Annotated in this window: 20 protein-coding genes; 10 read left to right on the top strand and 10 right to left on the bottom strand. The window is 61.5% G+C overall.

Annotation, left to right across the window (positions count from 1 at the left end; all coding sequences use genetic code 11):
• The first annotated feature begins 22 nt into the window (after positions 1-22).
• The 3 genes from aat to AC1DTQ_RS03610 all read left to right on the top strand — a co-directional run bounded on the left by aat (position 23) and on the right by AC1DTQ_RS03610 (position 1657).
• Positions 23-781, top strand: a complete 759-nt coding sequence (aat, locus tag AC1DTQ_RS03600) for a leucyl/phenylalanyl-tRNA--protein transferase (protein WP_477848039.1) — start codon at positions 23-25, stop codon at positions 779-781.
• A gap of 82 nt (positions 782-863) precedes the next feature.
• Positions 864-1082 (top strand): translation initiation factor IF-1, encoded by a 219-nt coding sequence (gene infA, locus AC1DTQ_RS03605; protein WP_079726088.1) that lies wholly within the window; start codon positions 864-866, stop codon positions 1080-1082.
• Between the two features lie 209 nt (positions 1083-1291).
• On the top strand, positions 1292-1657 hold the full coding sequence (locus tag AC1DTQ_RS03610) for a hypothetical protein (protein ID WP_477848041.1): 366 nt from the start codon (positions 1292-1294) through the stop codon (positions 1655-1657).
• A gap of 21 nt (positions 1658-1678) precedes the next feature.
• Here the strand turns inward: AC1DTQ_RS03610 and clpA are convergent, their stop codons facing one another.
• The gene (clpA, locus tag AC1DTQ_RS03615) at positions 1679-3961 is read right to left on the bottom strand and encodes an ATP-dependent Clp protease ATP-binding subunit ClpA (protein ID WP_477848043.1); all 2283 of its coding nucleotides are present in this window, start codon (positions 3959-3961) and stop codon (positions 1679-1681) included.
• A gap of 190 nt (positions 3962-4151) precedes the next feature.
• A complete protein-coding gene (gene clpS, locus AC1DTQ_RS03620; protein ID WP_310090835.1) occupies positions 4152-4472 on the bottom strand; it encodes an ATP-dependent Clp protease adapter ClpS in 321 nt (106 codons plus the stop codon).
• Positions 4473-4561: 89 nt separating this feature from the next.
• On the opposite strand from clpS, the gene AC1DTQ_RS03625 reads away from it, so the two are divergent.
• From AC1DTQ_RS03625 to hflD, 4 genes are read left to right on the top strand one after another with little or no spacing between them, the layout of a single operon-like run.
• Entirely contained in the window at positions 4562-5056 is a 495-nt protein-coding gene (locus tag AC1DTQ_RS03625; protein WP_477848045.1) for a YbjN domain-containing protein, read from the top strand.
• Position 5057: 1 nt separating this feature from the next.
• Positions 5058-5519: an NUDIX hydrolase gene (locus AC1DTQ_RS03630; protein ID WP_477848047.1), complete on the top strand. Its 462-nt coding sequence runs from the start codon at positions 5058-5060 to the stop codon at positions 5517-5519.
• Positions 5516-6670 (top strand): tRNA 2-thiouridine(34) synthase MnmA, encoded by a 1155-nt coding sequence (gene mnmA, locus AC1DTQ_RS03635; RefSeq protein ID WP_477848049.1) that lies wholly within the window; start codon positions 5516-5518, stop codon positions 6668-6670. Before AC1DTQ_RS03630 ends, mnmA begins: the two co-directional genes overlap by 4 nt.
• Entirely contained in the window at positions 6667-7278 is a 612-nt protein-coding gene (gene hflD / locus AC1DTQ_RS03640; protein ID WP_477848051.1) for a high frequency lysogenization protein HflD, read from the top strand. The genes mnmA and hflD overlap by 4 nt, the downstream gene beginning before the upstream one ends.
• A 117-nt stretch (positions 7279-7395) precedes the next feature.
• Here hflD and acnB read toward each other — a convergent pair whose 3' ends face one another.
• Genes acnB through AC1DTQ_RS03655 form a run of 3 tightly spaced genes read right to left on the bottom strand, consistent with a single transcriptional unit; the run spans position 7396 to position 10698 of the window.
• On the bottom strand, positions 7396-9981 hold the full coding sequence (acnB, locus tag AC1DTQ_RS03645; RefSeq protein ID WP_477848053.1) for a bifunctional aconitate hydratase 2/2-methylisocitrate dehydratase: 2586 nt from the start codon (positions 9979-9981) through the stop codon (positions 7396-7398).
• A gap of 38 nt (positions 9982-10019) precedes the next feature.
• Positions 10020-10421, bottom strand: coding sequence for a type II toxin-antitoxin system VapC family toxin (locus AC1DTQ_RS03650; protein WP_477848055.1), 402 nt, complete (start codon positions 10419-10421; stop codon positions 10020-10022).
• A gap of 31 nt (positions 10422-10452) precedes the next feature.
• Complete coding sequence (locus AC1DTQ_RS03655; protein ID WP_093280101.1) at positions 10453-10698, bottom strand: AbrB/MazE/SpoVT family DNA-binding domain-containing protein; 246 nt, start codon at positions 10696-10698, stop codon at positions 10453-10455.
• Positions 10699-10897: 199 nt separating this feature from the next.
• Between AC1DTQ_RS03655 and acnA the strand changes: the two genes are divergently transcribed.
• Positions 10898-13663 carry an aconitate hydratase AcnA gene (gene acnA / locus AC1DTQ_RS03660; RefSeq protein ID WP_477848058.1) on the top strand — a complete coding sequence of 922 codons (2766 nt, stop codon included), beginning with the start codon at positions 10898-10900 and terminating at the stop codon, positions 13661-13663.
• A 53-nt stretch (positions 13664-13716) separates the two neighbouring features.
• Here acnA and AC1DTQ_RS03665 read toward each other — a convergent pair whose 3' ends face one another.
• Positions 13717-14073 (bottom strand): hypothetical protein, encoded by a 357-nt coding sequence (locus AC1DTQ_RS03665; RefSeq protein ID WP_477848355.1) that lies wholly within the window; start codon positions 14071-14073, stop codon positions 13717-13719.
• A gap of 210 nt (positions 14074-14283) precedes the next feature.
• Here AC1DTQ_RS03665 and AC1DTQ_RS03670 point away from each other — a divergent pair, with 210 nt between their 5' ends.
• Both AC1DTQ_RS03670 and AC1DTQ_RS03675 read left to right on the top strand, forming a co-directional pair.
• Positions 14284-15969, top strand: a complete 1686-nt coding sequence (locus AC1DTQ_RS03670) for a long-chain fatty acid--CoA ligase (protein ID WP_477848060.1) — start codon at positions 14284-14286, stop codon at positions 15967-15969.
• A gap of 269 nt (positions 15970-16238) precedes the next feature.
• Positions 16239-17108, top strand: a complete 870-nt coding sequence (locus AC1DTQ_RS03675; RefSeq protein WP_477848062.1) for a crotonase/enoyl-CoA hydratase family protein — start codon at positions 16239-16241, stop codon at positions 17106-17108.
• A 78-nt stretch (positions 17109-17186) separates the two neighbouring features.
• Here the strand turns inward: AC1DTQ_RS03675 and AC1DTQ_RS03680 are convergent, their stop codons facing one another.
• The 4 genes from AC1DTQ_RS03680 to prfB all read right to left on the bottom strand — a co-directional run bounded on the left by AC1DTQ_RS03680 (position 17187) and on the right by prfB (position 23497).
• Positions 17187-19355, bottom strand: a complete 2169-nt coding sequence (locus AC1DTQ_RS03680) for an ATP-binding protein (RefSeq protein WP_477848356.1) — start codon at positions 19353-19355, stop codon at positions 17187-17189.
• Positions 19356-19376: 21 nt separating this feature from the next.
• Complete coding sequence (gene rpfG / locus AC1DTQ_RS03685) at positions 19377-20516, bottom strand: cyclic di-GMP phosphodiesterase response regulator RpfG (RefSeq protein ID WP_310090849.1); 1140 nt, start codon at positions 20514-20516, stop codon at positions 19377-19379.
• Between the two features lie 292 nt (positions 20517-20808).
• Positions 20809-22320, bottom strand: coding sequence for a lysine--tRNA ligase (gene lysS, locus AC1DTQ_RS03690; RefSeq protein ID WP_477848064.1), 1512 nt, complete (start codon positions 22318-22320; stop codon positions 20809-20811).
• 51 nt (positions 22321-22371) lie between these two features.
• Positions 22372-23497, bottom strand: a protein-coding gene (gene prfB, locus AC1DTQ_RS03695) for a peptide chain release factor 2 (protein ID WP_477848067.1) whose coding sequence is annotated in 2 segments (ribosomal slippage) — positions 22372-23421 and positions 23423-23497 — 1125 coding nt in all. Because the reading frame shifts where the segments join, the coding sequence is not laid out codon by codon here.
• Between the last annotated feature and the right edge of the window lie 45 nt (positions 23498-23542).

A 23542-nucleotide genomic window follows, 5' to 3' on the forward strand; every position in this document is an offset into this window, starting at 1 on the left:
CCGCACCGGTTAACCTTCAACGATGCGACGCCCTGCATTTCTCTCGCCCGATCCCGAGTCGCCTTTTCCGCCGGCCGATGCCGCATTGCGCCAGCCCGACGGCCTGCTGGCCGTGGGCGGCGACCTTTCCCCGCAAAGGCTGCTCAACGCCTATCGCCACGGCATCTTCCCTTGGTATTCCGAAGGCCAACCGGTCCTGTGGTGGACGCCGGACCCGCGCATGGTGTTCCGTACCGAAGGCGTCCGGCTGTCCTCGCGTTTTCGTCGGGAGTTACGTCGAAGCACGTGGCGAGTCCACGCCGACACCGCTTTCGACAGCGTGGTTGCCGCTTGTGCCAGCACGCCGCGGCCCGGCCAGGACGGCACCTGGATCACCGACGACATGCAGGCAGCTTACCTAGAGCTGCATCGGCTAGGCCATGCGCATTCGGTCGAAGTGTTCGACGCCAGCCCTTCGGGCGAAAGCCGGCTAGTGGGCGGCATCTACGGCGTGGCGATCGGCCGGATGTTCTTCGGCGAAAGCATGTACAGCGGAGAGTCCGGAGGTTCCAAGGTCGCGCTCGCTGCGCTGGCGTTCCGTTTGCACGAATGGGGATGGCCGCTGATCGATGCCCAGGTTGAAAATCCGCACTTGTCCAGCTTGGGGGCGGAAAGCTGGCCGCGTTCCCTGTTCCTGCAGAAGGTCGACCTGCTCACCGGCCTATCGGAAGGGCCGGGCAACTGGAGCCAGCGCTTCGGTATCCTCCAGGCCGCCGCACTGGCCGAAGTCAGGTCCGATTAACGCATTTTTTGCATGCGCGGCGGCCGACGCGTAGAATCCCCGCTCTTACGGCCCACGCCGCTCGCTACACCTACAGGTTTACATGTCGAAAGACGACTCAATTGAATTCGAAGGCACCGTCACCGAGACGCTGCCCAACACTATGTTCCGGGTCAAGCTGGAGAACGGGCACGAAATCATCGCCCACATCTCCGGCCGCATGCGCAAGAACTACATTCGCATCCTCACCGGCGACAAGGTAAAGGTCGAAATGACCCCTTACGATCTGACCAAGGGTCGCATCACATATCGGATGAAATAATTTCATCAAGTTACTGATAACAAAGGCGACTGAGGTCGCCTTTGCTGTTCTTGCGGCACCTGCGCCCTAACTGGCCGCCTACCGGCTTTGCACGCTTTGGCCCGAGCACGTGCGATTGGTCACCGACACTTCAAGCAGATTCATGCCAGGCCTGGGTTGCCTAACCTGAGCTCAGCCCACTCCCGGGCTGTCATCCTGGTCAAGCTCAGATGTTCAAGCTCAAATCGACATTGCTATTCGTGGCGCTCGCGGGTTTCGCAGCCGTGGCCCACGCCCGGCAAGAGAATGAAAAGTTGGCGGATTGCGTCGACCTGCCTGCCGATTACCAGGCCGCACGCTTCGGTTCTCAGTACCTGCTGGTCAAGGACGGCGACAATTACTACCGGATTGGATTCAACGGCAGCTGCAGCGCTATCTCGCTTTCTTCGAATGTGAAGATCGCTACCCAAGGCCAGGTCAACCGCCTGTGTCCGAACGACACGAAAATCTCCACCAAACGCGACAGTTGCTCGGCGAGCGAAGTGGTACGCGTCGATCAGGACGAGTACGAAAAGTACGCTCGCAGGCAACATTGACCCGGCGATCGCCGGCAATGGTCAGACCGTTGCCGGCAACAACCTCTCGGGCTCGGATTGGGCGACGACCACCAGGTCGTCGTCCTTCACGTCGATACTGACCCGACCGCCGCCCACCAATTTGCCGAACAGCAGTTCGTCGGCCAGCGGACGCTTGACCTTGTCCTGGATCAGACGGGACATTGGGCGTGCGCCCATCAACGGGTCGAAGCCGTGCTTGGCCAGCCAGTCGCGGGCGGCCGGCGTAGTGGACAGACTGACGTGCTTCTCCTGCAGCAGCATCTCTAACTCGATCAGGAACTTGTCCACCACGCGCTGGATATGGTCGAAGCCCAGGCCCTGGAACTGCACTACCGCGTCCAGCCGGTTGCGGAATTCCGGCGTGAAGCTCTTGCGGATCACTTCCATCGCATCGGTGGAATGGTCTTGCTGGGTAAAACCAATCGTACGCCGCGCCGCCTGGGTGGCGCCAGCATTCGTGGTCATCACCAGGATCACGTTCTTGAAGTTGGCTTCGCGGCCGTTAGTGTCGGTGAGGATGCCGCGGTCCATGACCTGCAACAGGATATTGAAGATATCCGGATGCGCCTTCTCCACTTCGTCCAGCAGCAGCACGCAGTGCGGAGTCTTGACGATCTTCTCGGTCAGCAGGCCACCCTGGTCGAAGCCGACATAGCCCGGAGGCGCGCCGATCAGGCGGCTGACCGAATGCGATTCCATGTATTCGCTCATGTCGAAACGCACCAGCTCGATGCCTAGCTGCAGCGCCAGTTGCTTGGTCACTTCGGTCTTGCCGACGCCGGTGGGACCCGCGAACAGGAAATTGCCGATCGGCTTGTCCGGATTGGCGAGGCCCGAGCGCGCCAGCTTGATCGCCGAGGACAGCGTCTCGATAGCCGGATCCTGTCCGAAGATCACCATCTTCAGGTTGCGCTCCAGGTGCTTCAGCACGTCCTTGTCGGACGAGGACACCTGCTTGGCCGGAATGCGCGCCATCTTGGCCACGATGGTCTCGATTTCCTCCACGTCGATCAGGCTCTTGCGTACGCCTTCGGGCAGTAACTGCTGGCGCGCGCCGGCTTCGTCGATGACGTCGATGGCCTTGTCCGGCAGCAGACGGTCGCCGATGTGCTTGACCGACAGGTCTACTGCCGCCTGCAACGCGTCGTCCGCATAAGTGACATGGTGGTGGGCTTCGTACTTGGGCTTGAGGCCCTGCAGAATTTCGAAGGTTTCGCCGACGGTAGGTTCGACGATATCGATCTTCTGGAAGCGGCGCGCCAGGGCGCGGTCTTTCTCGAAGATGCCGCGGTATTCCTGGAAGGTGGTGGAACCGATGCAGCGGAGTTCGCCCGAGGCCAGCGCGGGTTTGATCAGGTTGCTGGCGTCCATGGTGCCGCCGCTGGCGGAGCCTGCACCGATGATGGTGTGGATTTCATCGATGAACAGGATCGCGCCCGGCAGTTTCTTGATCGCCGACAGCACGCCCTTCAGGCGCTTTTCGAAATCGCCGCGGTACTTGGTGCCCGCGACCAACGCGCCGAGGTCTAGTGAGAAAATGGTCGCGTCGAGCAGCACTTCGGGTACCTGCCCTTCGACGATGCGTTTGGCCAGACCCTCGGCCAGCGCGGTCTTGCCCACACCGGCTTCGCCCACGTAAAGCGGATTGTTCTTGCGGCGGCGGCACAGGACCTGGATGGTGCGCTCCACCTCATCGGCACGGCCCACCAGCGGATCGATCTTGCCATTGCGCGCCAGTTCGTTGAGGTTGCTGGCGAATTCGGCCAGGGCGTCGCCCTTGCCCTCGCCATCGGCACCCTCGCCGGTCTTGCCCTCTCCTTCTGGGTGGCCGCCGGATTCGTTTTCCTCGCCCTGCTTGGCGATGCCGTGCGACAGGTAATTGACAACGTCCAGACGGGTGACGTCTTGTTGGGTCAGGAAATAGACCGCGTGAGAGTCCTTTTCGCCGAAGATCGCAACCAGCACATTGGCGCCGGTGACTTCCTTCTTGCCCGAGGATTGCACGTGGTAGACCGCGCGCTGGAGCACGCGCTGGAAACCCAAGGTGGGCTGGGTGTCGCGGCCGTCGTCCTCGGCCAGGCGCGAAACCGAGGCCTCGATGGCTTGCTCCAGGTCGTTGCGCAGGCGTGGGGCGTCGCCGCCGCAGGCCTTGAGTACGGCCTGGGCCGAGGCATTGTCCAGCAGGGCCAGCAGCAGGTGCTCCACGGTCATGAATTCATGCCGGGCTTCACGGGCGCGCTTGTAGCACTGGCCGATGGTTTGCTCTAGATCTTTGCTGAACATGGGTTACTCCGACTGCTGTTCCCCACAATATGAGGCCTGTCTGGCGGATTTCCACAACCCTTTCGGGTTTCAGTGTTCAGGATATGGAAAGCAGCAAGGATCGGGTAAGGGTCAAGAGGGAACCGACATCCCGGCAATCCCGCCGTTCTGCTCCTCATTCGCCTTGTTCCCTTACCTCCTTACCGCCCTTTTACGCCTTTTCCATCGTGCACAGCAAAGGGTGCTGGCTCATGCGCGCATATTCGTTGACCTGGGAAACCTTGGATTCGGCCACTTCGCGGGTATAGACCCCGCATACGCCGCGGCCCCGGGTGTGGACGTGCAGCATGACTTGGGTGGCTTTCTCGATGTCCATGGCGAAGAACTGCTGCAGTACCAGTACCACGAAATCCATCGGCGTGTAGTCGTCGTTGAGCAGCAGCACTTGGTATAGCGGCGGGCGCGCCACTTCTGGCTTGCTGGTTTCCACCATTACGCCGTGGTCGCGTTCGTTTTCGTTATTGCGGGGCATGGGAGAATTATACGGATTGGACGGGCTGCATCGCTGCCCGCACAATTAACGTATTCAACTGGAGAGTCGCTTTGCACAGGAAATCGCCCTTGACGTCCCTATCGCTCGCCCTCGGTCTTGGCGTTGGCCTGGCTTTATCCCTGCCGCTGAGCGCCCAGGAAACGGAAAGGACCGTTCCGGACGCGGGCATTAAAGCTCAGCTGACGGAGCTGGGCTACGAATACGAACTGGACGACGACAACGATTTCAAATTGGTTTTCGAAGTCGGCGACGAGGGGCGCAGTCAGGTCGTATATGTCCTGTCTGCGGTGGAAACCTACGGCAAACATTCGGTGCGTGAGGTGTGGTCGCCGGCCTATGAATCTCCTACCGAGGACTTCTCCGGACCGGTCGCCAATCGCCTGCTGGAAGCTTCCAACAGCGCCAAGCTCGGCGCCTGGGTGAAGCAGGGCAAGAACGCGACCTTCGTGGTCAAGATTCCCTCCGACGCCAGCAAGGAAGAGCTGGACGATGCCATCGACGCGGCGGTCAAGCTTGCCGACGAGATGGAGAACGAACTCAATCCCGGCCAGGACGACCTCTAAAGTGAGCTATCGCGAAGGCCGCTTCTGGCAGCCGGACGTGACCGTGGCCACGGTGGTGGTTCGCGACGGGCGACTGTTGATGGTCGAGGAGCGGGCTCAGGGCAAGCTGGTATTCAATCAGCCGGCCGGCCATTTGGAGCCGGATGAAAGCCTGTCCGAGGCCGCCCTACGCGAAACCCGCGAAGAAACCGGCTGGGAGGTCAAATTGACGGCCTTCATCGGCGCCTACCAATGGAAGGCCGAAACCGATCGCCATTACCTGCGTTTCGCTTTCGCCGCCGAGCCGCTGAGCCACGACGCGGCGCGCGAGCTGGATGAAGGCATCGTGCAGGCCTTATGGATGACTCCCGCGGAATTGCAAGAACAGCAGGCGCGTCACCGCAGTCCGCTGGTCTGGCAGGTGGTGCAGGATTATCTGGCAGGACGCCGCTCACCCTTGTCGATGCTGCAGCAGATCGCATGAGCGCGCCACGTGTCATCGTGGGTGTATCCGGCGGCGTGGATTCGTCGGTGGCCGCCCTGCAACTGGTGAGAGCCGGCGAACGGACCGGCGACTCGGTCGCCGGCTTGTTCATGCAGAACTGGGCCGATGATGGCAGCGGCGACTGCCGTGCGGAAGAAGATCGCCGCGACGCGGTCGCGGTCTGCGGAAAACTCGGAATTCCTTTCCATTTCCGCGATTTTTCCGCTGAGTACTGGCAAGGGGTTTTCTCGCATTTTCTCGCCGAATATGCTGCCGGCCGCACGCCAAATCCGGACGTGCTGTGCAATCGGGAAGTGAAGTTCAAGCATTTCCTGGACGCGGCCCGCGAACTGGGCGCCGAGAAGATCGCCACTGGCCACTACGCCCGTATCGCCCATGAGCACGGGGTGGCCAAATTGTTGCGCGCGGTGGATCGCAACAAAGACCAGAGTTATTTCCTGCACCAGCTGGGTCAGGCCCAATTGTCCGCGACCCTGTTTCCGGTGGGCGAACTGCAGAAATCGGATTTGCGGAATATCGCCCGCAAAGCGGGATTGCCGACGCACGATAAGAAGGATTCCACCGGCATCTGCTTCATCGGCGAGCGCGATTTCCGCGAATTCCTCGGCCGCTACCTGCCCGCCAGAACCGGCGAAATGCGGGACCCTCGCGGACAGAAGATCGGCGAGCACGCGGGCGTTTTCTATTTCACCCTCGGTCAGCGCGAAGGCCTGCAGATCGGCGGTGTGCGCGGCCGCGCCGCGGCGCCGTGGTATGTGGTCGGCAAAGACGTGGCCAGTAACGTGCTGTACGTGGACCAGGATACGGCCAGCCCTTATCTGCAATCGACGACGCTGTGGTCGGAAAGCGCACATTGGGTGGAGGGCGATGCGCCCGCCGATCAGTTCGAGTGCACCGCGCAAACGCGCTATCGGCAAACCGACGAACCTTGCCGGGTGAAGGTGACGAACGATGGCACGCTAGAGGTTGCCTTTTCGCGTCCGCAGCGGGCCGTGACCCCGGGACAATCCGTGGTGCTCTACCAGGGCGATGTATGCCTGGGTGGCGCGGTGATCGCGCGCACCAATGCGCCTTTGGAGCAGGAATTGGAGCAAGAATTGAAGCGGAAATCCGCGGAGCAAGCAGCTTGAGCAGACCCCTTTCCGAACGCGTGCTGGCGCTGGCCGGCGTGGTCCAGGCCTTGGCCCAGGTGCGACGCATCGCCGAGACCGGCCAGTCCGACGCCAACGCAGTGCAAACGGTGCTGGACAGCGTATTCCGCATCGATGCCGATACGCCGCAGGCGGTCTATGGCCGCGCTGCCGATCTAGCGCCCGGCCTGCGTCTGCTGCGCGACTATTTCAACAAAGAAACCGGCGACGACGGCCTGCCTCGGCTTGCGCTGGCGGTGTTGCAGTTGGAACGGCGTTTTGTTGGCGAAACCGATACTGCGGCTGCAGTGGCCGGTGGAATAACCGAGATCGCGGCCCAAGCAGAGGCCGCCGGCAGCACGCATCCGGAAGTGCTTTCCGCATTGGGCGCTTTGTATGCGGATACGATCAGCCACTTGCGTCCGAGAGTGATGGTGCAGGGAAATCCGCACTATCTGGGCCAGCCCGGTGTGGTGGCGGAGATCCGCGCCATCCTGCTGGCGGCGGTGCGTTCGGCGGTGTTGTGGCGGCAACTCGGCGGCAGCTATTGGGATTTTCTGTTCTCGCGGCGCGCGATGGCCGATGCGGCGAGCGAATGGCTGCGCTAAGGCGGTTGTAGGAGCGGGCCCTGCCCGCGAGCTTTTTACGACCCGTCGTCAAGAGCTCGCGGGCAGGGCCCGCTCCTACAAAAGAAGAAACCCGGCTTGCGCCGGGTTTTCTTTAGATCAGGCCGACACTGTGTCGGCCACTTCCTTGTAATCCTCGATCTGGTCGAAGTTCATATATCGATAGATCTGCGCACTGCCTGCTTCCAGCACGCCCATGTCGGCCATGTATTCCGCCTTGGTGGGAATGCGGCCCAGTCGCGAACAGATCGCCGCCAGCTCCGCCGATCCCAGGTAAACATTCGAGTTCTTGCCCAGGCGATTGGGGAAATTGCGCGTGCTGGTCGAGAACACGGTGGCGCCCTCGCGCACCTGCGCCTGGTTGCCCATGCACAGCGAGCAGCCCGGCATCTCCATGCGTGCGCCGGCGGCGCCGAAGGTGCCGTAGTGGCCTTCCTTGGTCAGCTCGGCCGCATCCATCTTGGTCGGCGGCGCGACCCACAGCTTGGTCGGGATATCGCGCTTGCCTTCCAGCAGCTTGGACGCGGCGCGGAAGTGGCCGATGTTGGTCATGCACGAACCGATGAACACTTCGTCGATCGCCGCACCGGAGACTTCCGACAGCGTCTTCACGTCATCCGGGTCGTTCGGGCACGCCACGATGGGCTCGTGAATGTCGGCTAGGTCGATTTCGATCACCGCGGCGTATTCGGCATCGGCATCGGGCGCCAGCAGTTGCGGGTCGGCCAGCCACGCTTCCATCGCCTTGATGCGCCGGGTGATGGAACGCACGTCTTGATAGCCTTCGGCGATCATCCACTTGAGCATCACGATATTGCTGTTGATGTATTCGATGATCGGCGCCTTGTCCAAATGCACGGTGCAACCGGCGGCGGAACGCTCGGCGGAAGCGTCGGACAGTTCGAACGCCTGCTCCACTTTCAGGTTAGGCAGGCCTTCGATTTCCAGGATGCGGCCTGAGAAAATGTTCTTCTTGCCCTGCTTGGCGACGGTCAGCAGTCCCGACTTGATTGCGTACAGCGGGATCGCATTGACCAGATCGCGCAAAGTCACACCCGGCTGCAGCTCGCCCTTGAAGCGCACCAGCACCGACTCGGGCATATCCAGCGGCATCACACCGGTGGCCGCGGCGAAGGCGACCAGGCCCGAACCCGCGGGGAAGGAAATGCCGATCGGAAAACGCGTGTGCGAGTCGCCGCCGGTGCCGACCGTATCCGGCAGCAACATGCGATTGAGCCAGCTGTGGATGATGCCGTCGCCCGGACGCAACGGAATGCCGCCACGCGTGCTGATGAAAGCCGGCAGCTCGTGGTGGGTCTTCACGTCCACCGATTTCGGATACGCGGCGGTGTGGCAGAACGACTGCATCACCAGATCGGCGCTGAAGCCCAGGCAGGCCAGGTCCTTCAATTCGTCGCGCGTCATCGGGCCGGTGGTGTCCTGCGAACCCACCGAGGTCATCTTCGGCTCGCAATAAGTGCCCGGGCGCATACCCTTCCCTTCCGGAAGGCCGCAGGCGCGGCCGACCATCTTCTGCGCTAGGGTGAAGCCCTTGCCGGTATCGGCGGGTACCTGCGGCAGGCGGAACAGCGTGGACGGCGCCAATCCCAGCGCTTCGCGCGCTTTGGCGGTCAGTCCGCGGCCGATGATCAACGGGATGCGGCCGCCGGCGCGCACTTCGTCGAACAGCACGTCGGACTTGACCTGGAATTCGGCGATCACTTCGCCGTTCTTGAGCGCTTTGCCTTCGTACGGACGCAGTTCGACCACATCGCCCATATTCATCTGCGTTACGTCGAGTTCGATCGGCAGCGCGCCGGCATCTTCCATCGTGTTGTAGAAGATGGGTGCGATCTTGCTGCCCAGGCAGACGCCGCCGAAGCGCTTGTTGGGAATGAAGGGAATGTCCTCGCCGGTGAACCACAGCACCGAGTTGGTCGCGGACTTGCGGCTGGAGCCGGTGCCGACTACGTCGCCCACGTAGGCCACCAGATGGCCCTTCTCCTTCAGCGATTCGATGAACTCGACCGGGCCGCGCTTGCCGTCTTCCTCGGGCGTGATGCCATCGCGCTTGTTCTTCAGCATGGCCAGCGCATGCAGCGGAATATCCGGGCGCGTGGTCGCATCGGGCGCTGGCGATAGGTCGTCGGTATTGGTTTCGCCGGTCACTTTCAGCACGGTGACGGTCAGGCTCTGCGGCACTTCAGGACGGCCGGTGAACCATTCGGCTTCGGCCCAGCTCTTGATCACGCCCTGGGCATGCGCGTTGCCGGCATCGGCCTTGTCCTTGACGTCGTGGAAGGCGTCGAACATCAGCAGCGTTTTCTTCAACGCTTCGGCGGCGATCGCGCCCAGCTGCGCGTCGTCCAGCAATTCCACCAACGGGTGGATGTTGTAGCCGCCCAGCATGGTGCCGAGCAGTTCGGTCGCGCGTTCGCGGGAAATCAACGAGCACTTTTCGCTGCCGAACGCCACCGCAGCCAGGTACGAAGCCTTGACCTTGGCCGCGTCGTCCACTCCGGCCGGCACCCGATGAGTAATCAACTCGACGAGGAAGGCTTCTTCGTCCGCGGGCGGCGCCTTCAGCAGTTCGATCACCTCGGCGGTCTGCTGCGCAGACAGCGGCAAGGGGGGAATACCCAGCGCGGCGCGCTCGGCAACGTGTTGGCGGTAGGCTTGCAGCATGGATACGTCTCCGGGGAAATCAGTTGTAGTGAATGGGTTCAAGCGGCAGGAACGATCAGCTTGAGACCCTTGAAATAGTCGCGATAGAAACTGTCATCGCGGGTGATCAGCCCATCGCATTGCAATAGCGCATGCGCGCCGATCAGGAAATCGGGTACCGCACGGCTACGGGTGCCGCCGCGCTGGCGATAACGGCGCTGCATTTCTCCGGCCCGCAGCGCCGATTTGGCTTCCAGGGCATTGAAACGAATGCTCATTTCCTCCAGCACGTTCAAGGCCTCCGAGCCATCGCGCAGCGCGCTACAGACCTCCGCCAAGGCGACATCGCAGACCACGACAGGTCCGTTGCTCAGGCACTGACGCAGACAGGCTTCGGCAGCGTCGGCCTGCGGACCGTCGGCCAGCAGGTCCACCAGCACGGAAGAATCGATGGCGATCATGACAAGGTCGTCTCAGGGGCGCGTTTCAGTTTCAAGGATCCAGCGGATCGCCAGGCGCCCGCCCGCGGATGGCGCGCATGGCTTCATCGGTGGAATCGAAGCCGTCCAGCTTGAAGCGGCCGCGGGCGCGGGAAATCGCGTCGTCCACACTCTTACGTAGGACGATGCGGCCGTTTTCCAGCTCGACTTTCAGAATGCTGCCCTTGGTCAGGCCCAGGGCATCGCGCACTGCCTTGGGCAGGGTGATCTGGCCACGTTCAGCGACGGTCGCTTCCATAGGCATGCTCCTCAGGTATGTCGCAATAATACGTACTTTATTATCCATACTCAAGCGCGCATACTGTTCGCATACCCATTGGTCGTAAGGTGGATCACGCCCCAATTGGGGATAATTACTGAACGGTCGACGCGGCATGAGGTCTGACCTCGCACCAAGCGCCAGTCGCGCGCCCTCCCCCAGCTACAGGAGCCTCCCGATGAGTGATTCCTTCGCCACCCGCACCTCCCTGCAGGTCAACGGCAAGTCCTATACCTACTTCAGCCTGCCCAAATTGGGTCAGCGCTTCGATATCGCCCGCCTGCCCTACTCCATGAAAATCTTGCTGGAGAATCTGCTCCGCCACGAAGACGGCGGCATGACCGTGGGCAAGGACCATATCGAAGCGGTGGCGCAGTGGGATGCCACCCGCGAGCCAGACACCGAAATCGCCTTCATGCCAGCGCGGGTAGTGCTGCAGGACTTCACCGGCGTGCCCTGTGTGGTAGATCTGGCGGCGATGCGCGATGCCGTAGGCAGGCTCGGCGGCAAGGCCAGCCAGATCAACCCGCTGATCCCCTCCGAACTGGTCATCGACCATTCCGTGCAGGTCGACGTGTTCGGCCGCGCCGATGCGCTGGACCTCAACGGCAAGATCGAATTCGAACGCAACAAGGAACGCTACAGCTTCCTGCGCTGGGGCCAGAAATCCTTCGGTAATTTCAAAGTGGTGCCCCCAAATACCGGCATCGTCCACCAGGTGAACTTGGAGAACCTGGCCCGGGTAGTGATGGAGCGCGAAGTGGAGGGTGAACTGCTAGCGTTTCCCGACACCGTATTCGGCACCGATTCGCACACCACCATGATCAACGGCATCGGCGTGCTGGGCTGGGGCGTGGGCGGCATCGAGGCCGAGGCGGCGATGCTGGGCCAGCCTTCCTCCATGCTGATTCCGCAAGTAGTGGGCTTCAAACTGACCGGCAGGCTGCCGGAGGGCGCGACTGCGACCGATCTGGTGCTGACCGTCACCCAGATGCTGCGCAAGTTCGGCGTGGTCGGCAAGTTCGTCGAATTCTTCGGCGACGGCTTGCAGCACCTGCCGTTGGCCGACCGCGCCACCATCGCCAATATGGCGCCCGAATACGGCGCGACCTGCGGCATCTTTCCTATCGATTCGGAATCGTTGACCTACCTGCGTCTTTCCGGGCGCCCGGCCGATCTGATCGCGCTGGTCGAAAGTTACGCCAAGGCCCAAGGTCTATGGCATGAGCCCGGTCAGCAGGAAGCGACCTACTCGGCGACCTTACATCTGGACATGGCCGAAGTGCGGCCTTCGATGGCCGGACCGAAGCGTCCTCAGGATCGCGTATTACTGGAGGACGTGGGCAGGAATTTCATCGAGAGCCTCGGCCCGTTGACCGCCAACCGCAAGCCCAAAAACGGTGAGGCCGTTGAGGAATTCAAAGCCGAAGGCGGCGCGCAGCCGCAGGCCGCACATCTCGCCGCCAAGCCGATTTCGAAGATCTTCATCCAGGACCAGGATGCCGAACTCAACGATGGCTCGGTCGTCATCGCCGCGATCACTTCCTGCACCAACACCTCCAATCCGGCGGTAATGCTTGGCGCCGGCCTGCTTGCGCGCAATGCCGTGGCCAAAGGCCTGAAAGCGGCCCCGTGGGTGAAGACCTCGCTGGGTCCGGGTTCGCTGGTGGTCACCGATTATCTGAAGAAAGCGGGCGTTCTTTCGGAACTGGAGAAGCTCGGTTTCTTCGTAGTCGGCTACGGTTGCACTACGTGCATCGGTAATTCCGGACCGTTGCCGGATGCGGTGTCCAAGGGCATCGCCGAAAACGAACTGGTGGTGGCCTCGGTACTGTCCGGCAACCGCAACTTCGAAGGCCGCGTGCATCCGGAAGTGAAAGCCAACTACCTGGCCTCGCCGCCGTTGGTGGTGGCCTACGCTATCGCCGGCACGGTCAATATCGACCTGACCACGCAGCCGCTAGGCAAAGGAGCGGACGGCAAGGACGTTTTCCTGCGCGATATCTGGCCCAGCAACAAGGAAATCGGCGACACCATCGCCGCGACCGTGGGGCCGGAGCTGTTCGCGCAAAACTACGCGGACGTGTTCAAGGGTGACTCGCGCTGGGCGTTGATCGAATCGCCCGATGGCGAGTCCTATGCGTGGGACGAATCTTCCACTTACATCAAAAACCCGCCCTACTTCGACGGCATGACCATGCACGTCGGCACCATCGACGACGTGCATGGTGCGCGTGTGCTCGGCCTGTTCGGCGATTCCATCACCACCGACCACATTTCGCCGGCCGGCAACATCAAGAAGGACTCGCCCGCGGGCCACTTCCTGCAGCAGCGCGGCGTGCAACCGGCCGACTTCAACAGCTACGGTTCGCGCCGCGGCAATGACGATGTGATGGTGCGCGGTACCTTCGCCAATATCCGCATCAAGAACCTGATGTTCGGCGGCGAGGAAGGCGGAAATACGCTTTATTTCAGCGATAAAGGCGCTGCAGGCGAGAAGATGGCGATCTACGATGCGGCCATGAAATACAAGGCCGACGGCGTACCGCTAGTGGTGTTCGCGGGCAAGGAATACGGCACCGGTTCGTCGCGCGACTGGGCGGCGAAAGGCACCAACCTACTCGGAGTGAAAGCGGTGGTCGCGGAAAGTTTCGAACGCATTCACCGTTCCAATCTGGTCGGCATGGGCGTATTGCCCTTGCAGTTCCAAGACGGCGAAAACGCGCAAACGCTGGAACTGGATGGGTCGGAAACTTTCGACATCACCGGCTTGCAGAATGGCGCCGGCAAACAGGTCGCGCTCACAGCCACACGCAGCGATGGCAGCAAGTTGCGGTTCGAGGCCAAGGTGCTGCTAATGACGCCCAAGGAAGTGGAGTACTTCCGTAATGGCGGCTTGCTGCACTACGTGCTGCGCCAGTTGGCGGGCAAAAAAAAGGCGTAATCGTACGGACATCGTGGGGCCGGTTACCGGCTCCGCATCGGGATAATGTTGCGCTATGGGTTCGGCTTCCATTGCGCGTAATACACACGCCATTCCCCGTCTTCGATCCGCCAGCCGCTGGTGATCGAGTACGTCTGCGCGCTGTCGGGAACAAAGCGGCCGCTGCCTCCGGTCAGCAGGACGGTGAAGCGCACAGTGGCCTGGCCATCCTTCTGTTCAATTTCAACCGGTCCTGTGGTTACGCCTATCGTCGAATTGCCCAGCACCTGCGCACGCATTAGATTGTGCAATGCAGCACGATCCATTCCTTCGTTTCCGATGAAATCCGCAGCCACGCCTTCCATGAAATCCGATGCTTTTCGCTCGCTTGCCGCGGTCTGCATCCGCTGCAATTCCGCGCGCAACGCCATTTCCGGAGTATCGCGTGCACAGGCCGCCAGCGCTGCTAGAGCCAGCAGCAGCAAGCCGGCTCGGGCCAATCGTCGAAAGGTCTGGAACCTCGATCCCAATGTCTTCGCCTTTTCCATCCGGGGCGGTATGCTCGCATCGTGGAACCCCACAATCGACACCTGCTCTTTGCATGTGCCGGACCAATCAAGGCCCTGGGGAGGGAGTGAAAGATGAGTCAGGATCGTCCGTGGTTCAAGAATTATCCGCAAGGCGTACCGCATGAAATAGATCTGGACGAATACCGGTCCATCGTTTCGGTATTCGATACCGCAGTCCGGAATTTCAATAATCGTCCTGCATTCTCCAACTTCGGCAAGACCCTGACCTACAACGAAATCGAAGCGCTGAGCCGTCATTTCGCCGCGTACTTGCTCGGCGAGTTGAAGTTGAAGAAAGGCGATCGCGTCGCCATCATGGCGCCCAACTGCCTGCAGTATCCGATCGCCATTTTCGGCATCCTACGCGCCGGACTGACGGTAGTGAACGTCAACCCGATGTATACCGCGCGCGAACTCAAGCACCAATTGATCGACTCGGGCGCCAGCGCGCTGGTGGTGGTGGACAATTTCGGTCATACCGTGCAGGAAGTAGTGGCGGATACGCCGCTCAAGCAGGTCATCACCACGGGGCTGGGCGATCTGGTCGGGTTCCCGAAGGGAGCGATCATCAACTTCATGCTCAAGTACGTGAAGAAGTTGATCCCGGACTACGACATCCCCGGCGCCGTCCGCTTCAAGGACGCATTGACCCTCGGCCGCATGCACAAGTTGCCCGAGATAGACATAGACGGAGAGGATATCGCCTTTCTGCAGTACACCGGCGGCACCACCGGCGTTTCCAAGGGCGCCATGCTGACCCATCGCAATCTGGTGGCCAATATGCAGCAGGCCGCCATCTGGGTGGGCACCGGCCTGAACGATGGCAATGAAGTCATCATCACCGCGTTGCCGCTCTACCATATCTTCGCGTTGACGGCGAACGGACTGGTGTTCATGAAACTGGGTGGGCTTAACCACTTGATCAGTAATCCGCGCGACATGCCCGGTTTCGTCAAGGAGCTGCAGAACACGCGTTTCACCGCTATCACCGGCGTCAACACTCTCTTCAACGGCCTGCTCAACACACCCGGCTTCGACCAGGTCGATTTCTCCAATCTAAAGATGACCCTAGGCGGCGGCATGGCCGTGCAGCGCGCGGTCGCGGAAAAATGGAAGAAAGTGACCGGTGTGACCCTAGTGGAAGCCTACGGCCTGACCGAGACTTCGCCAGCGGCTTGCATCAACCCCATGGATCTGAAGGATTACAACGGCGCTATCGGCCTGCCGATTCCTTCCACCGATGTATGCCTGAAGGACGACGATGGTGTGGTCCTTACCAAGTTGGGTGAAGTTGGCGAGCTCTGCATCAAGGGCCCGCAGGTGATGAAAGGTTATTGGCAGCGCCCGGAAGAGACTGCCAACGTGATCGACGCCGACGGCTGGCTGCACACGGGCGATATGGCCAAAATGGACGAGAACGGATTCTTCTACATCGTGGACCGCAAGAAGGACATGATCCTGGTGTCCGGTTTCAACGTGTATCCCAACGAGGTTGAGGACGTCATTGCCAGCATGGAAGGCGTGCTTGAGGTGGCGGCCATCGGAGTGCCCGACGAAAAGTCGGGCGAGGCGGTCAAGGTATTCGTGGTCAAGAAGGATCCCTCCCTCAACGCCGACCAGATCAAGGCCTATTGCCGCGAGAACCTGACCGGGTACAAACAACCCAAACTGGTCGAATTCCGCACCGAACTGCCTAAGACCAATGTCGGCAAAATCCTGCGCAAAGAGCTGCGCGACCCTCCGCCGCAAAAGGCCTGAGACCAGCAATCCGAGGGCCGGCTTAATGCCGGCCTTTTTTTTGGCCTGTGCCCACATCGTTCGGGGGCGACCCCGGGGATTTTATGATCTACGTCACACTTTTGTGAGCGATGGCATTAACTCCACCCATTCATTGGTTCTTCACGGCGCCGCAAGGGGTTTTTAACGACGTGTTCAGGTGTAGGATCGGGCCGCCAGTCACATTTGACCGCAGCACCGTCCAGCCCCCATAGCTTCCCTTACAACGCATTCAAGCCGAGGATCCAAAAATGAGCAACGTCGAAAAACTGCTTCGCAGCCGCCCCTACCAGACCCTTCGTGTCGATTCCGAGCCGAATGGCGATAGCCATTGGATGTACATGCATGCGGAGGCCGCCCCGGGCGTTCGCCCTTGTTTCCACAGCCAAATGCTCGACGACGTGCTCAGCTTCATGAATTCCGTCACCTTGCGCGAATCGCAACGCCAGTCGGGCAAGCTGCGCCATCTGGTGGTCGCATCCGAAGGTTCCGCATTCAATCTCGGCGGCGACCTGGCGCTGTTCTCGCAGTTGATCCGCGAAGGCAATCGCGACCGTCTGCTCAGCTACGCGCGTCGCTGCATCGATGGCGTGTACCACCTCAACACCGGTTTGGGCGGCGATGTACGCACCATCGCCCTGATTCAGGGCGATGCATTGGGCGGAGGCTTGGAGATCGCACTCTCCTGCCACACCATCGTGGCCGAAGAAGGCGTGGACATGGGCCTGCCGGAAGTGCTGTTCGGCCTGTTCCCGGGCATGGGCGCCTACTCCTTCCTGTGCAAGCGCGTGTCGCCGCAACTGGCGGAAAAGATCATCCTGGAAGGCAATATCTTCAGCAGCGACGAGATGTACCGCATGGGTGTGGTGGATGTGCTGGTTCCCAAGGGCCAGGGCGCATCGGCGGTGCAGGAACTGATCAACAAGCAGAAGCGCTCCTCGCACGCCTACCTGGCCATGAATGCTTGCCGCAATCTGGCCCAGCCGGTCGGCTACGACGAACTCATGCGCATCACCGAGGTTTGGGTGGATACCGCGCTGGCGCTGGGCGACAAGTCGCTGAAGATGATGGAGCGCATCGTACGCGCCCAGGAAAGGCGCGCTTCGGTGCGTGCTGCCTAAAACAGTCGTTTATGGAGCAAGACCGCTAAAGGACTAGCGTAGGGGGAAAGGTTGAAAAACGGCTGCGTTGCGCAGCCGTCAGGAACGATCGCTATCCTTTTTGACGCCGTCGCGCGTGCGGCCGCGTGCTTCCAACGCCACGCGGCCCTGGCTCAGGCTTGTGTTCAACATCGCAAGCCGCTGACGCCATTCTGTTGCGATCTGCTTATCGCTAGCTTGCATCAGCTCACCACTAGCGGCCGCAAGCTTGACCAAGCCCAGGTTGCTGGCCACGCCTTTCAGCGCATGCGCATGCTCGCGCAGATGGACGCCATCGCCGCTTTCCATCGCGTGGGCCATCGCACCCAGGCAGCCCTCGGCATCGTTGAGGCATTGTTGGATGAACTCGCGCTCGAACGCATCGCCCATGCCCAGCACGCTGAGTTCGTTGAGCACGCTCGGATCTAACACGTTGTCCAATACCGGAAGTTGCGGCCGGTCGGTCTGCACCGGGGTTGTAACGCGGCCGTTCTGGGCGATTTCCGCCAGCACATCCAGCAAGCGCGTGGCCACGATCGGCTTGGCTAGGAAGGCACGCGCGCCTGCTTGTTCACAGCGCGAGATGGCATCAGGCGTAACGTCGGCGCTTAATACCAGCACCGGAGTGCGCGGCCCGCCGCCGGCTTCCATGATGCGCAACTGCTTGAGCAGATCCAAGCCGCTGATGCCGGGCATGTGCAAGTCGACGATGACGGTGTCGTAGTCGGCGATTTCCAGAGCGTCCAGCACTTCTTCGCCTCCGTTCACGCAGACCACTCGGTGCCCCGCTTTTTGCAGCAGGCGCTGGACGACCATGCGGTTGGCTTCGTGGTCGTCCGCAACCAGAATCTGCATGCTGCGCACGCGTGCGCGATGGCGCAAGAACGGATCGGAGAACGCGATGATGTTTTCCGCGCTGTGTTGCTCTTGTTCTTCGATCCACGCCGGAACCACCGGCGCCTTGACGGTCTGCACCGCCTCGAACGGCAGCTCAACCCAGAAGCTGCTGCCGCGGTGCTCGGCGCTTTCGAAGCCGATGCTGCCGCCCATCGCCTCGGTAAGGCCCTTGGCGATCGTGGTGCCGAGACCGGTGCCGCCGTAGCGCCGCGACAGGCTGACGTCGGCTTGTTCGAAAGCTTCGAAAAGCTTTGCGCGCACGCTGGCGGGAATGCCGATGCCGGTATCGGTGACGATGAAACGCAGATTGATCTTGTCGTCGTGGCCAGGTATCAGTTTGACTTCCAGCTTCACGGATCCGGCATCGGTGAACTTGACCGCATTGCCGGCCAAATTCAGCAGCACTTGGCGCAGGTGGCGGATGTCGCCGCGCAACTTGGCCGGCACGTCCGGATCGATGCGCGTTTCGTAGCTGAGCTGTTTGCCGCGCGCTTGCGGCAACAGGATCATGCCGATGTTCTCGATCAATTCCTGCGGCGAGAATTCGACGACATCGAGCTTCAATTTGCCCGCTTCGATCGCCGAGATGTCCAGCACGTCCTCTACCAGCGCCAGCATGCTGCGGGTGGAGGCTTGGATGGTGGACAGGCATTCGCGCTGTTCGCTGTCCAGTTGCGTAGTGGCCAACAACTCGGACATGCCGGACAAGCCGTTCAAAGGCGTGCGGAATTCGTGGCTCATATTGGCCAGAAAGCGGCTTTTCGCCTCGTTGGCGCGATGGGCTTCTTCGGTGGCGCGAGTCAACTGGCGCAGTAAGCCGGACAGATACATGGGTACGGCGATCAAGCCCAGCAGCAGACCGATGCCCAGGGTGCGGTTCTGCACCCAATAGTCACTCATCACCAGCACTACGGCGAAGCTAGCGCAGGCCATCGTCACTGCGATGATCAAGTAACGGTTGCCGTAGCGCAGGCCGTTGCCCACGGTGACCCACATCAGCACGATATAGGCCCAGGCGAGCGGCTCGCCCATGCCAATCATGGCAGCGGCCATCAAACCGTAATCGGCCACCATGCCTAACGCGCGGCGGGGACCAGACTTGCCGGGGCGCACCAGCAGCCAGGCGACGATGCCGATGCCGTTGGCCAGACCCGAAAGCACGATCGTCAGCACGATCGAATACTCGTGGGAATCCAGCATCTCGCGGGAAGAAGGAAGCAGCGCGTAGGCCAGGATCAGTGATATCAGGCTCAGGCGCACGATAGCCTGGCCGTGTTCGCTGTCAGGGCGATTCGAGAGCCGGCTCCGGACCCAGGTCGTCAAGGCGTGCATGGCTGTCAAAGCGTGCATGGATTACTGCATGCCCGGGCGGACGTGCACGGTCGAATACTGGTCGCAGATATCGTCCAGCCTGGCGCGGCCACGGCCCAGCGCATCCACGCAGGCCGGATCGAACAGGCGGCCCCGCTGCGCGTACAGATACGCCAGGGCCGCATCGCGATCCCAGGCCTTCTTGTACGGGCGCGGCGAAATCAGCGCATCGAACACATCGGCAACCGCCACTATTCTGGCTTCGAGCGGGATCGCGTCGCCTTTCAGGCCATCGGGATAGCCGCTGCCGTCGTAACGCTCATGGTGGCGCAAGGCAATGATGGCGCCCGCCTGGATGAAACGGTTGTGGCTGCCGCTTAGCAATTCGTGGCCGATGCGCGGATGCCGGCGCATGACTTCGGTCTCCTCCTCGGTCAACGGGCCTGGCTTCATCAGTACCGAATCGGGGATGGCGATCTTGCCCATGTCGTGCAGCGGCGCGGCCATCTCGATGGCACGCACCTCGTCCTCGGGCAGCCCCAGCTGTTCGGCGATCAGACCGGCGACATGCGCCATGCGCTCAAGGTAGGCGCTGGTGCCGCTGTCGCGGTATTCGATGGCGCGCGCCAGTCGCGAGAGCGTCTCGCGTTCGCGCTCTTCCACTTCATGCATGCTCGAAAGCAGCCGCTGCTCCAGCGACATGGCGCGCTGTTTGATGTTCTCGCTCTGTTGGCGAAGCTGCAGCAGGTTGCGGCAGCGGGCACGCAGTTCGCGCGGGCGAACCGGCTTCACCAGGAAGTCGATGACACCGGCTTCCAGTGCCGCCTGGCGGATGGGCTCGTCGCCGACCACGGTGATCAGGATGATCGGTATATCCCGGTGCATGGGCAGGCGGCGGAAACGGCGCGCGAATTCCAGGCCATCCATGCCGGGCATGCGGTAATCCAGCAGCAACAGATCGGTGCGATTGGCTTCGCACCAGGCCAGCGCCACGGCGGGATCGCCGAAATCATGCACTGACAATTCCGACGCAATGTCCTCGATGACATGGCGCAGCATCGTCCGCGCTGATGTCTGATCGTCCACGATGACGATATCCAAGCCGCTTCCAACCCCATTGGGCCACGCAACGTGGCTGTCGGGTGAGGATACTCCGGTGTAGACCCTGCTGGCATCTAGCATAGCTTCAACCCCTCCCGGCCAACTCGTCTTGGCGACGAAAAAACCGGTGCTTCGGAACTGGGAGACTCCTCACCCGCATGTTAGGGGGAACGAGAGAAAAGTCCTGTCTTTAGCTGGAATAACGCAGAAACCGTGCCACTTTTCTTACCTGAAGCCCTCTGCGGGTAATTGTGACGTGCGTCACAATATTAACTATACCCAGATCCATGGGGCGCACTCGGCCGGAGACACAGGGCAACACAGGTGGGGATCTACGGGCAAAAGCTGCCCAAAGGCGTCACTTGCAGCGCGCTCAGCCCGCTGCTTCGGGCCGCATATAGGGAAACAACAGCACGTCGCGAATCGAATCCGAACCGGTCAGCAGCATCACCAAGCGGTCGATGCCGATTCCCAGGCCTCCCGTGGGCGCCAGTCCCACCTCCAGGGCGCGGATGTAGTCCGCGTCGAAATGCATGGCCTCATCGTCACCGCCCTCCTTCGCCTCGACCTGGGCCAGGAAGCGTGCCGCCTGATCCTCGGGATCGTTGAGTTCGGAAAAGCCGTTGGCCAGCTCCTTGCCGTTGACGAACAGCTCGAAACGGTCGGTATAGCCGGGCTGGTCGTCGTTGGCGCGGGCCAGCGGCGAGACCTCGACCGGATGGTCGGTGATGAAGGTCGGCTGGATCAGCGTGTGTTCCACCGTTTTCTCGAAGATTTCCAGCAGCAGCTTGCCCCAGCCGTAACTTGGCTTGACGTGGATCTTCAAACGCTCGCAGTGGCGCACTAGCGCCTCGCGGTCGGTGCAGTCGGCCAGGCTGATCTCGGGATTGTGATGGCGCACCGCCTCGTCCATGCGCCAGCGACGGAACGCGGGGTCCAGGTCGATCTGTTCGCCGTCCCACAGCAGTTGGCCGGTGGCCAGCACTTCGTGGGCTACATCGCGGATCACGCCCTCGGTCAGGTCCATGATTTCGTTGTAGGTGGCATAGGCCTCGTACAACTCCAGCATGGTGAATTCGGGGTTGTGCCGGGTGCTGACGCCTTCGTTGCGGAAGTTGCGGTTGATTTCGTAAACGCGCTCCATGCCGCCCACCACCAGACGCTTGAGGTACAGCTCGGGCGCTACCCGCAGATACAGATCCAGGCCCAGCGCATTGTGGTGGGTAGTGAACGGCTTAGCCGCTGCGCCGCCGGGGATGTAATGCATCATCGGCGTCTCCACTTCCAGGAAGCGTCGGGCATCCAGCCATTCACGCATGGCGCGGATGATCTTGGAGCGCTTGATGAAGACTTCGCGCGCTTCTGGGGTAACGATCAGGTCGACATAGCGTTGGCGGTAGCGCTGCTCGACGTCCGACAGGCCATGCCACTTGTCTGGCAGCGGGCGCAGGGATTTGGTCAGCAGGCGCAGGCTGGACACCTTGACCGACAGTTCGCCGGTGCGGGTGCGGGTCAGTCCGCCCTCCACGCCGACGATGTCGCCGATATCCCAGCCCTTGAATGCATCGTAGACGTCGCCCAACGTGTTGGATTGCAGGAACAGCTGCACGCGTCCGGATTCGTCCTGGATCTGCGCGAAGCTGGCCTTGCCCATCACCCGCTTGGCCATCAGGCGGCCGGCCACCTTTACGCCGCGCTGTGCGGCTTCCAGCGCCTCGGCGGACCAAAGGTCCTTGTCGCCGTACTGCGCCTGCAGATCGCCCGCGTAATCGACGCGGCGGAAGTCGTTGGGGAACGCGATGCCCTGCCCGCGCAACGCCTTGAGTTTCGCGCGACGCTCGGCGATGAGGCTGTTTTCGTCGGGCGGGAGCGTGTCGTCTGTCATAGGGGGCGAGATTCGAATGGGAAGATTGCGGGAGAACGATGATGCGCGAAATCAAGCGTCGCTGCGTTTGGAGCCTGCTTCCAGCCCGGATTTGAGGCTGGCCTCGACGAATTCGTCCAGGTCGCCGTCCAGCACTTTCTGGGTATCGGTGCGTTCGACGCCAGTGCGCAGGTCCTTGATCCGGCTCTGGTCGAGCACATAGTTGCGGATCTGGCTGCCCCAGCCGATATCGGACTTGGTCGCTTCCAGCGCATCGCGTTCGGTGTTGCGCTTCTGGATCTCCAACTCGTACAGCTTGGCCTTTAGCATCTTCATCGCGGTGTCGCGGTTGGCGTGCTGGCTGCGGCCGGTCTGGCAGGCGACCACGGTGTTGGTCGGGATGTGGGTGATGCGCACCGCCGACTCGGTCTTATTGACGTGCTGGCCGCCGGCGCCGGAAGAGCGATAGACGTCGGTGCGCAGGTCGGCGGGATTGATGTCGATCTCGATGTTGTCGTCGACTTCCGGTGACACGAATACCGAAGTAAACGAGGTGTGGCGGCGGTTGTCCGAGTCGAACGGCGACTTGCGCACCAGGCGGTGCACGCCGATCTCCGTCTTCAGCCAGCCATAGGCGTAGTCGCCCTCCACGCGGAAAGTGGCCGACTTGATGCCCGCCACTTCGCCGGCGCTGGCTTCCATCAGCTCGGTCTTCCAGCCGCGCGATTCGCACCAGCGCAGGTACATGCGCAGCATCATCTCGGCCCAGTCCTGGGCCTCGGTGCCACCGGCGCCGGCCTGGATATCGACGAAGCAGTTGGCCGGATCGAGTTCGCCGGAGAACATGCGCTGGAATTCCAGCTTTTCCACGTGGGTATTGAAGCGATCGACGTCGGCGACCACCGCCACGGCGGTTTCTTCGTCGTTTTCGCTTTCAGCCAGTTCCAGCAGTTCGACCGCTCCGGCTAGCCCGTCTTCCAGGCTGGCGATGCCGTTGACGTTCTTTTCCAGGCTGGAACGTTCGCGGCCCAGCGTCTGGGCGTATTCGGCGTTGTTCCAGATATCGGGGCTTTCCAGCTCCCGGTTTACTTCTTCCAGGCGCTCGCGCTTGGCGTCGTAGTCAAAGATACCCCCGAAGCGCATGCAGCCGTTCCTGGAGGTCGGCGATGCGCTGGCGGATAGGGTTGAGTTCGATCATGAGGGTAGTGGTGGGATGCGAAACAGCCGCAAATTCTAGCAGGCT

This window comes from Pseudoxanthomonas sp. P4_B2, assembly GCF_056402315.1.

What these genes read in the sequence shown, in the direction of transcription:
- AC1DTQ_RS03650 (WP_477848055.1), bottom strand. Translation starts at nt 10,421, where the DNA reads ATGATCGCCATCGATTCTTCCGTGCTGGTGGACCTGCTGGCCGACGGT.
- acnA (WP_477848058.1), top strand. Translation starts at nt 10,898, where the DNA reads ATGAGTGATTCCTTCGCCACCCGCACCTCCCTGCAGGTCAACGGCAAG.
- clpS (WP_310090835.1), bottom strand. Translation starts at nt 4,472, where the DNA reads ATGCCCCGCAATAACGAAAACGAACGCGACCACGGCGTAATGGTGGAA.
- mnmA (WP_477848049.1), top strand. Translation starts at nt 5,516, where the DNA reads ATGAGCGCGCCACGTGTCATCGTGGGTGTATCCGGCGGCGTGGATTCG.
- AC1DTQ_RS03655 (WP_093280101.1), bottom strand. Translation starts at nt 10,698, where the DNA reads ATGGAAGCGACCGTCGCTGAACGTGGCCAGATCACCCTGCCCAAGGCA.
- rpfG (WP_310090849.1), bottom strand. Translation starts at nt 20,516, where the DNA reads ATGCTAGATGCCAGCAGGGTCTACACCGGAGTATCCTCACCCGACAGC.
- AC1DTQ_RS03665 (WP_477848355.1), bottom strand. Translation starts at nt 14,073, where the DNA reads ATGGCGTTGCGCGCGGAATTGCAGCGGATGCAGACCGCGGCAAGCGAG.
- AC1DTQ_RS03675 (WP_477848062.1), top strand. Translation starts at nt 16,239, where the DNA reads ATGAGCAACGTCGAAAAACTGCTTCGCAGCCGCCCCTACCAGACCCTT.
- infA (WP_079726088.1), top strand. Translation starts at nt 864, where the DNA reads ATGTCGAAAGACGACTCAATTGAATTCGAAGGCACCGTCACCGAGACG.
- clpA (WP_477848043.1), bottom strand. Translation starts at nt 3,961, where the DNA reads ATGTTCAGCAAAGATCTAGAGCAAACCATCGGCCAGTGCTACAAGCGC.
- acnB (WP_477848053.1), bottom strand. Translation starts at nt 9,981, where the DNA reads ATGCTGCAAGCCTACCGCCAACACGTTGCCGAGCGCGCCGCGCTGGGT.
- AC1DTQ_RS03680 (WP_477848356.1), bottom strand. Translation starts at nt 19,355, where the DNA reads ATGCACGCCTTGACGACCTGGGTCCGGAGCCGGCTCTCGAATCGCCCT.
- lysS (WP_477848064.1), bottom strand. Translation starts at nt 22,320, where the DNA reads ATGACAGACGACACGCTCCCGCCCGACGAAAACAGCCTCATCGCCGAG.
- aat (WP_477848039.1), top strand. Translation starts at nt 23, where the DNA reads ATGCGACGCCCTGCATTTCTCTCGCCCGATCCCGAGTCGCCTTTTCCG.
- AC1DTQ_RS03670 (WP_477848060.1), top strand. Translation starts at nt 14,284, where the DNA reads ATGAGTCAGGATCGTCCGTGGTTCAAGAATTATCCGCAAGGCGTACCG.
- AC1DTQ_RS03610 (WP_477848041.1), top strand. Translation starts at nt 1,292, where the DNA reads ATGTTCAAGCTCAAATCGACATTGCTATTCGTGGCGCTCGCGGGTTTC.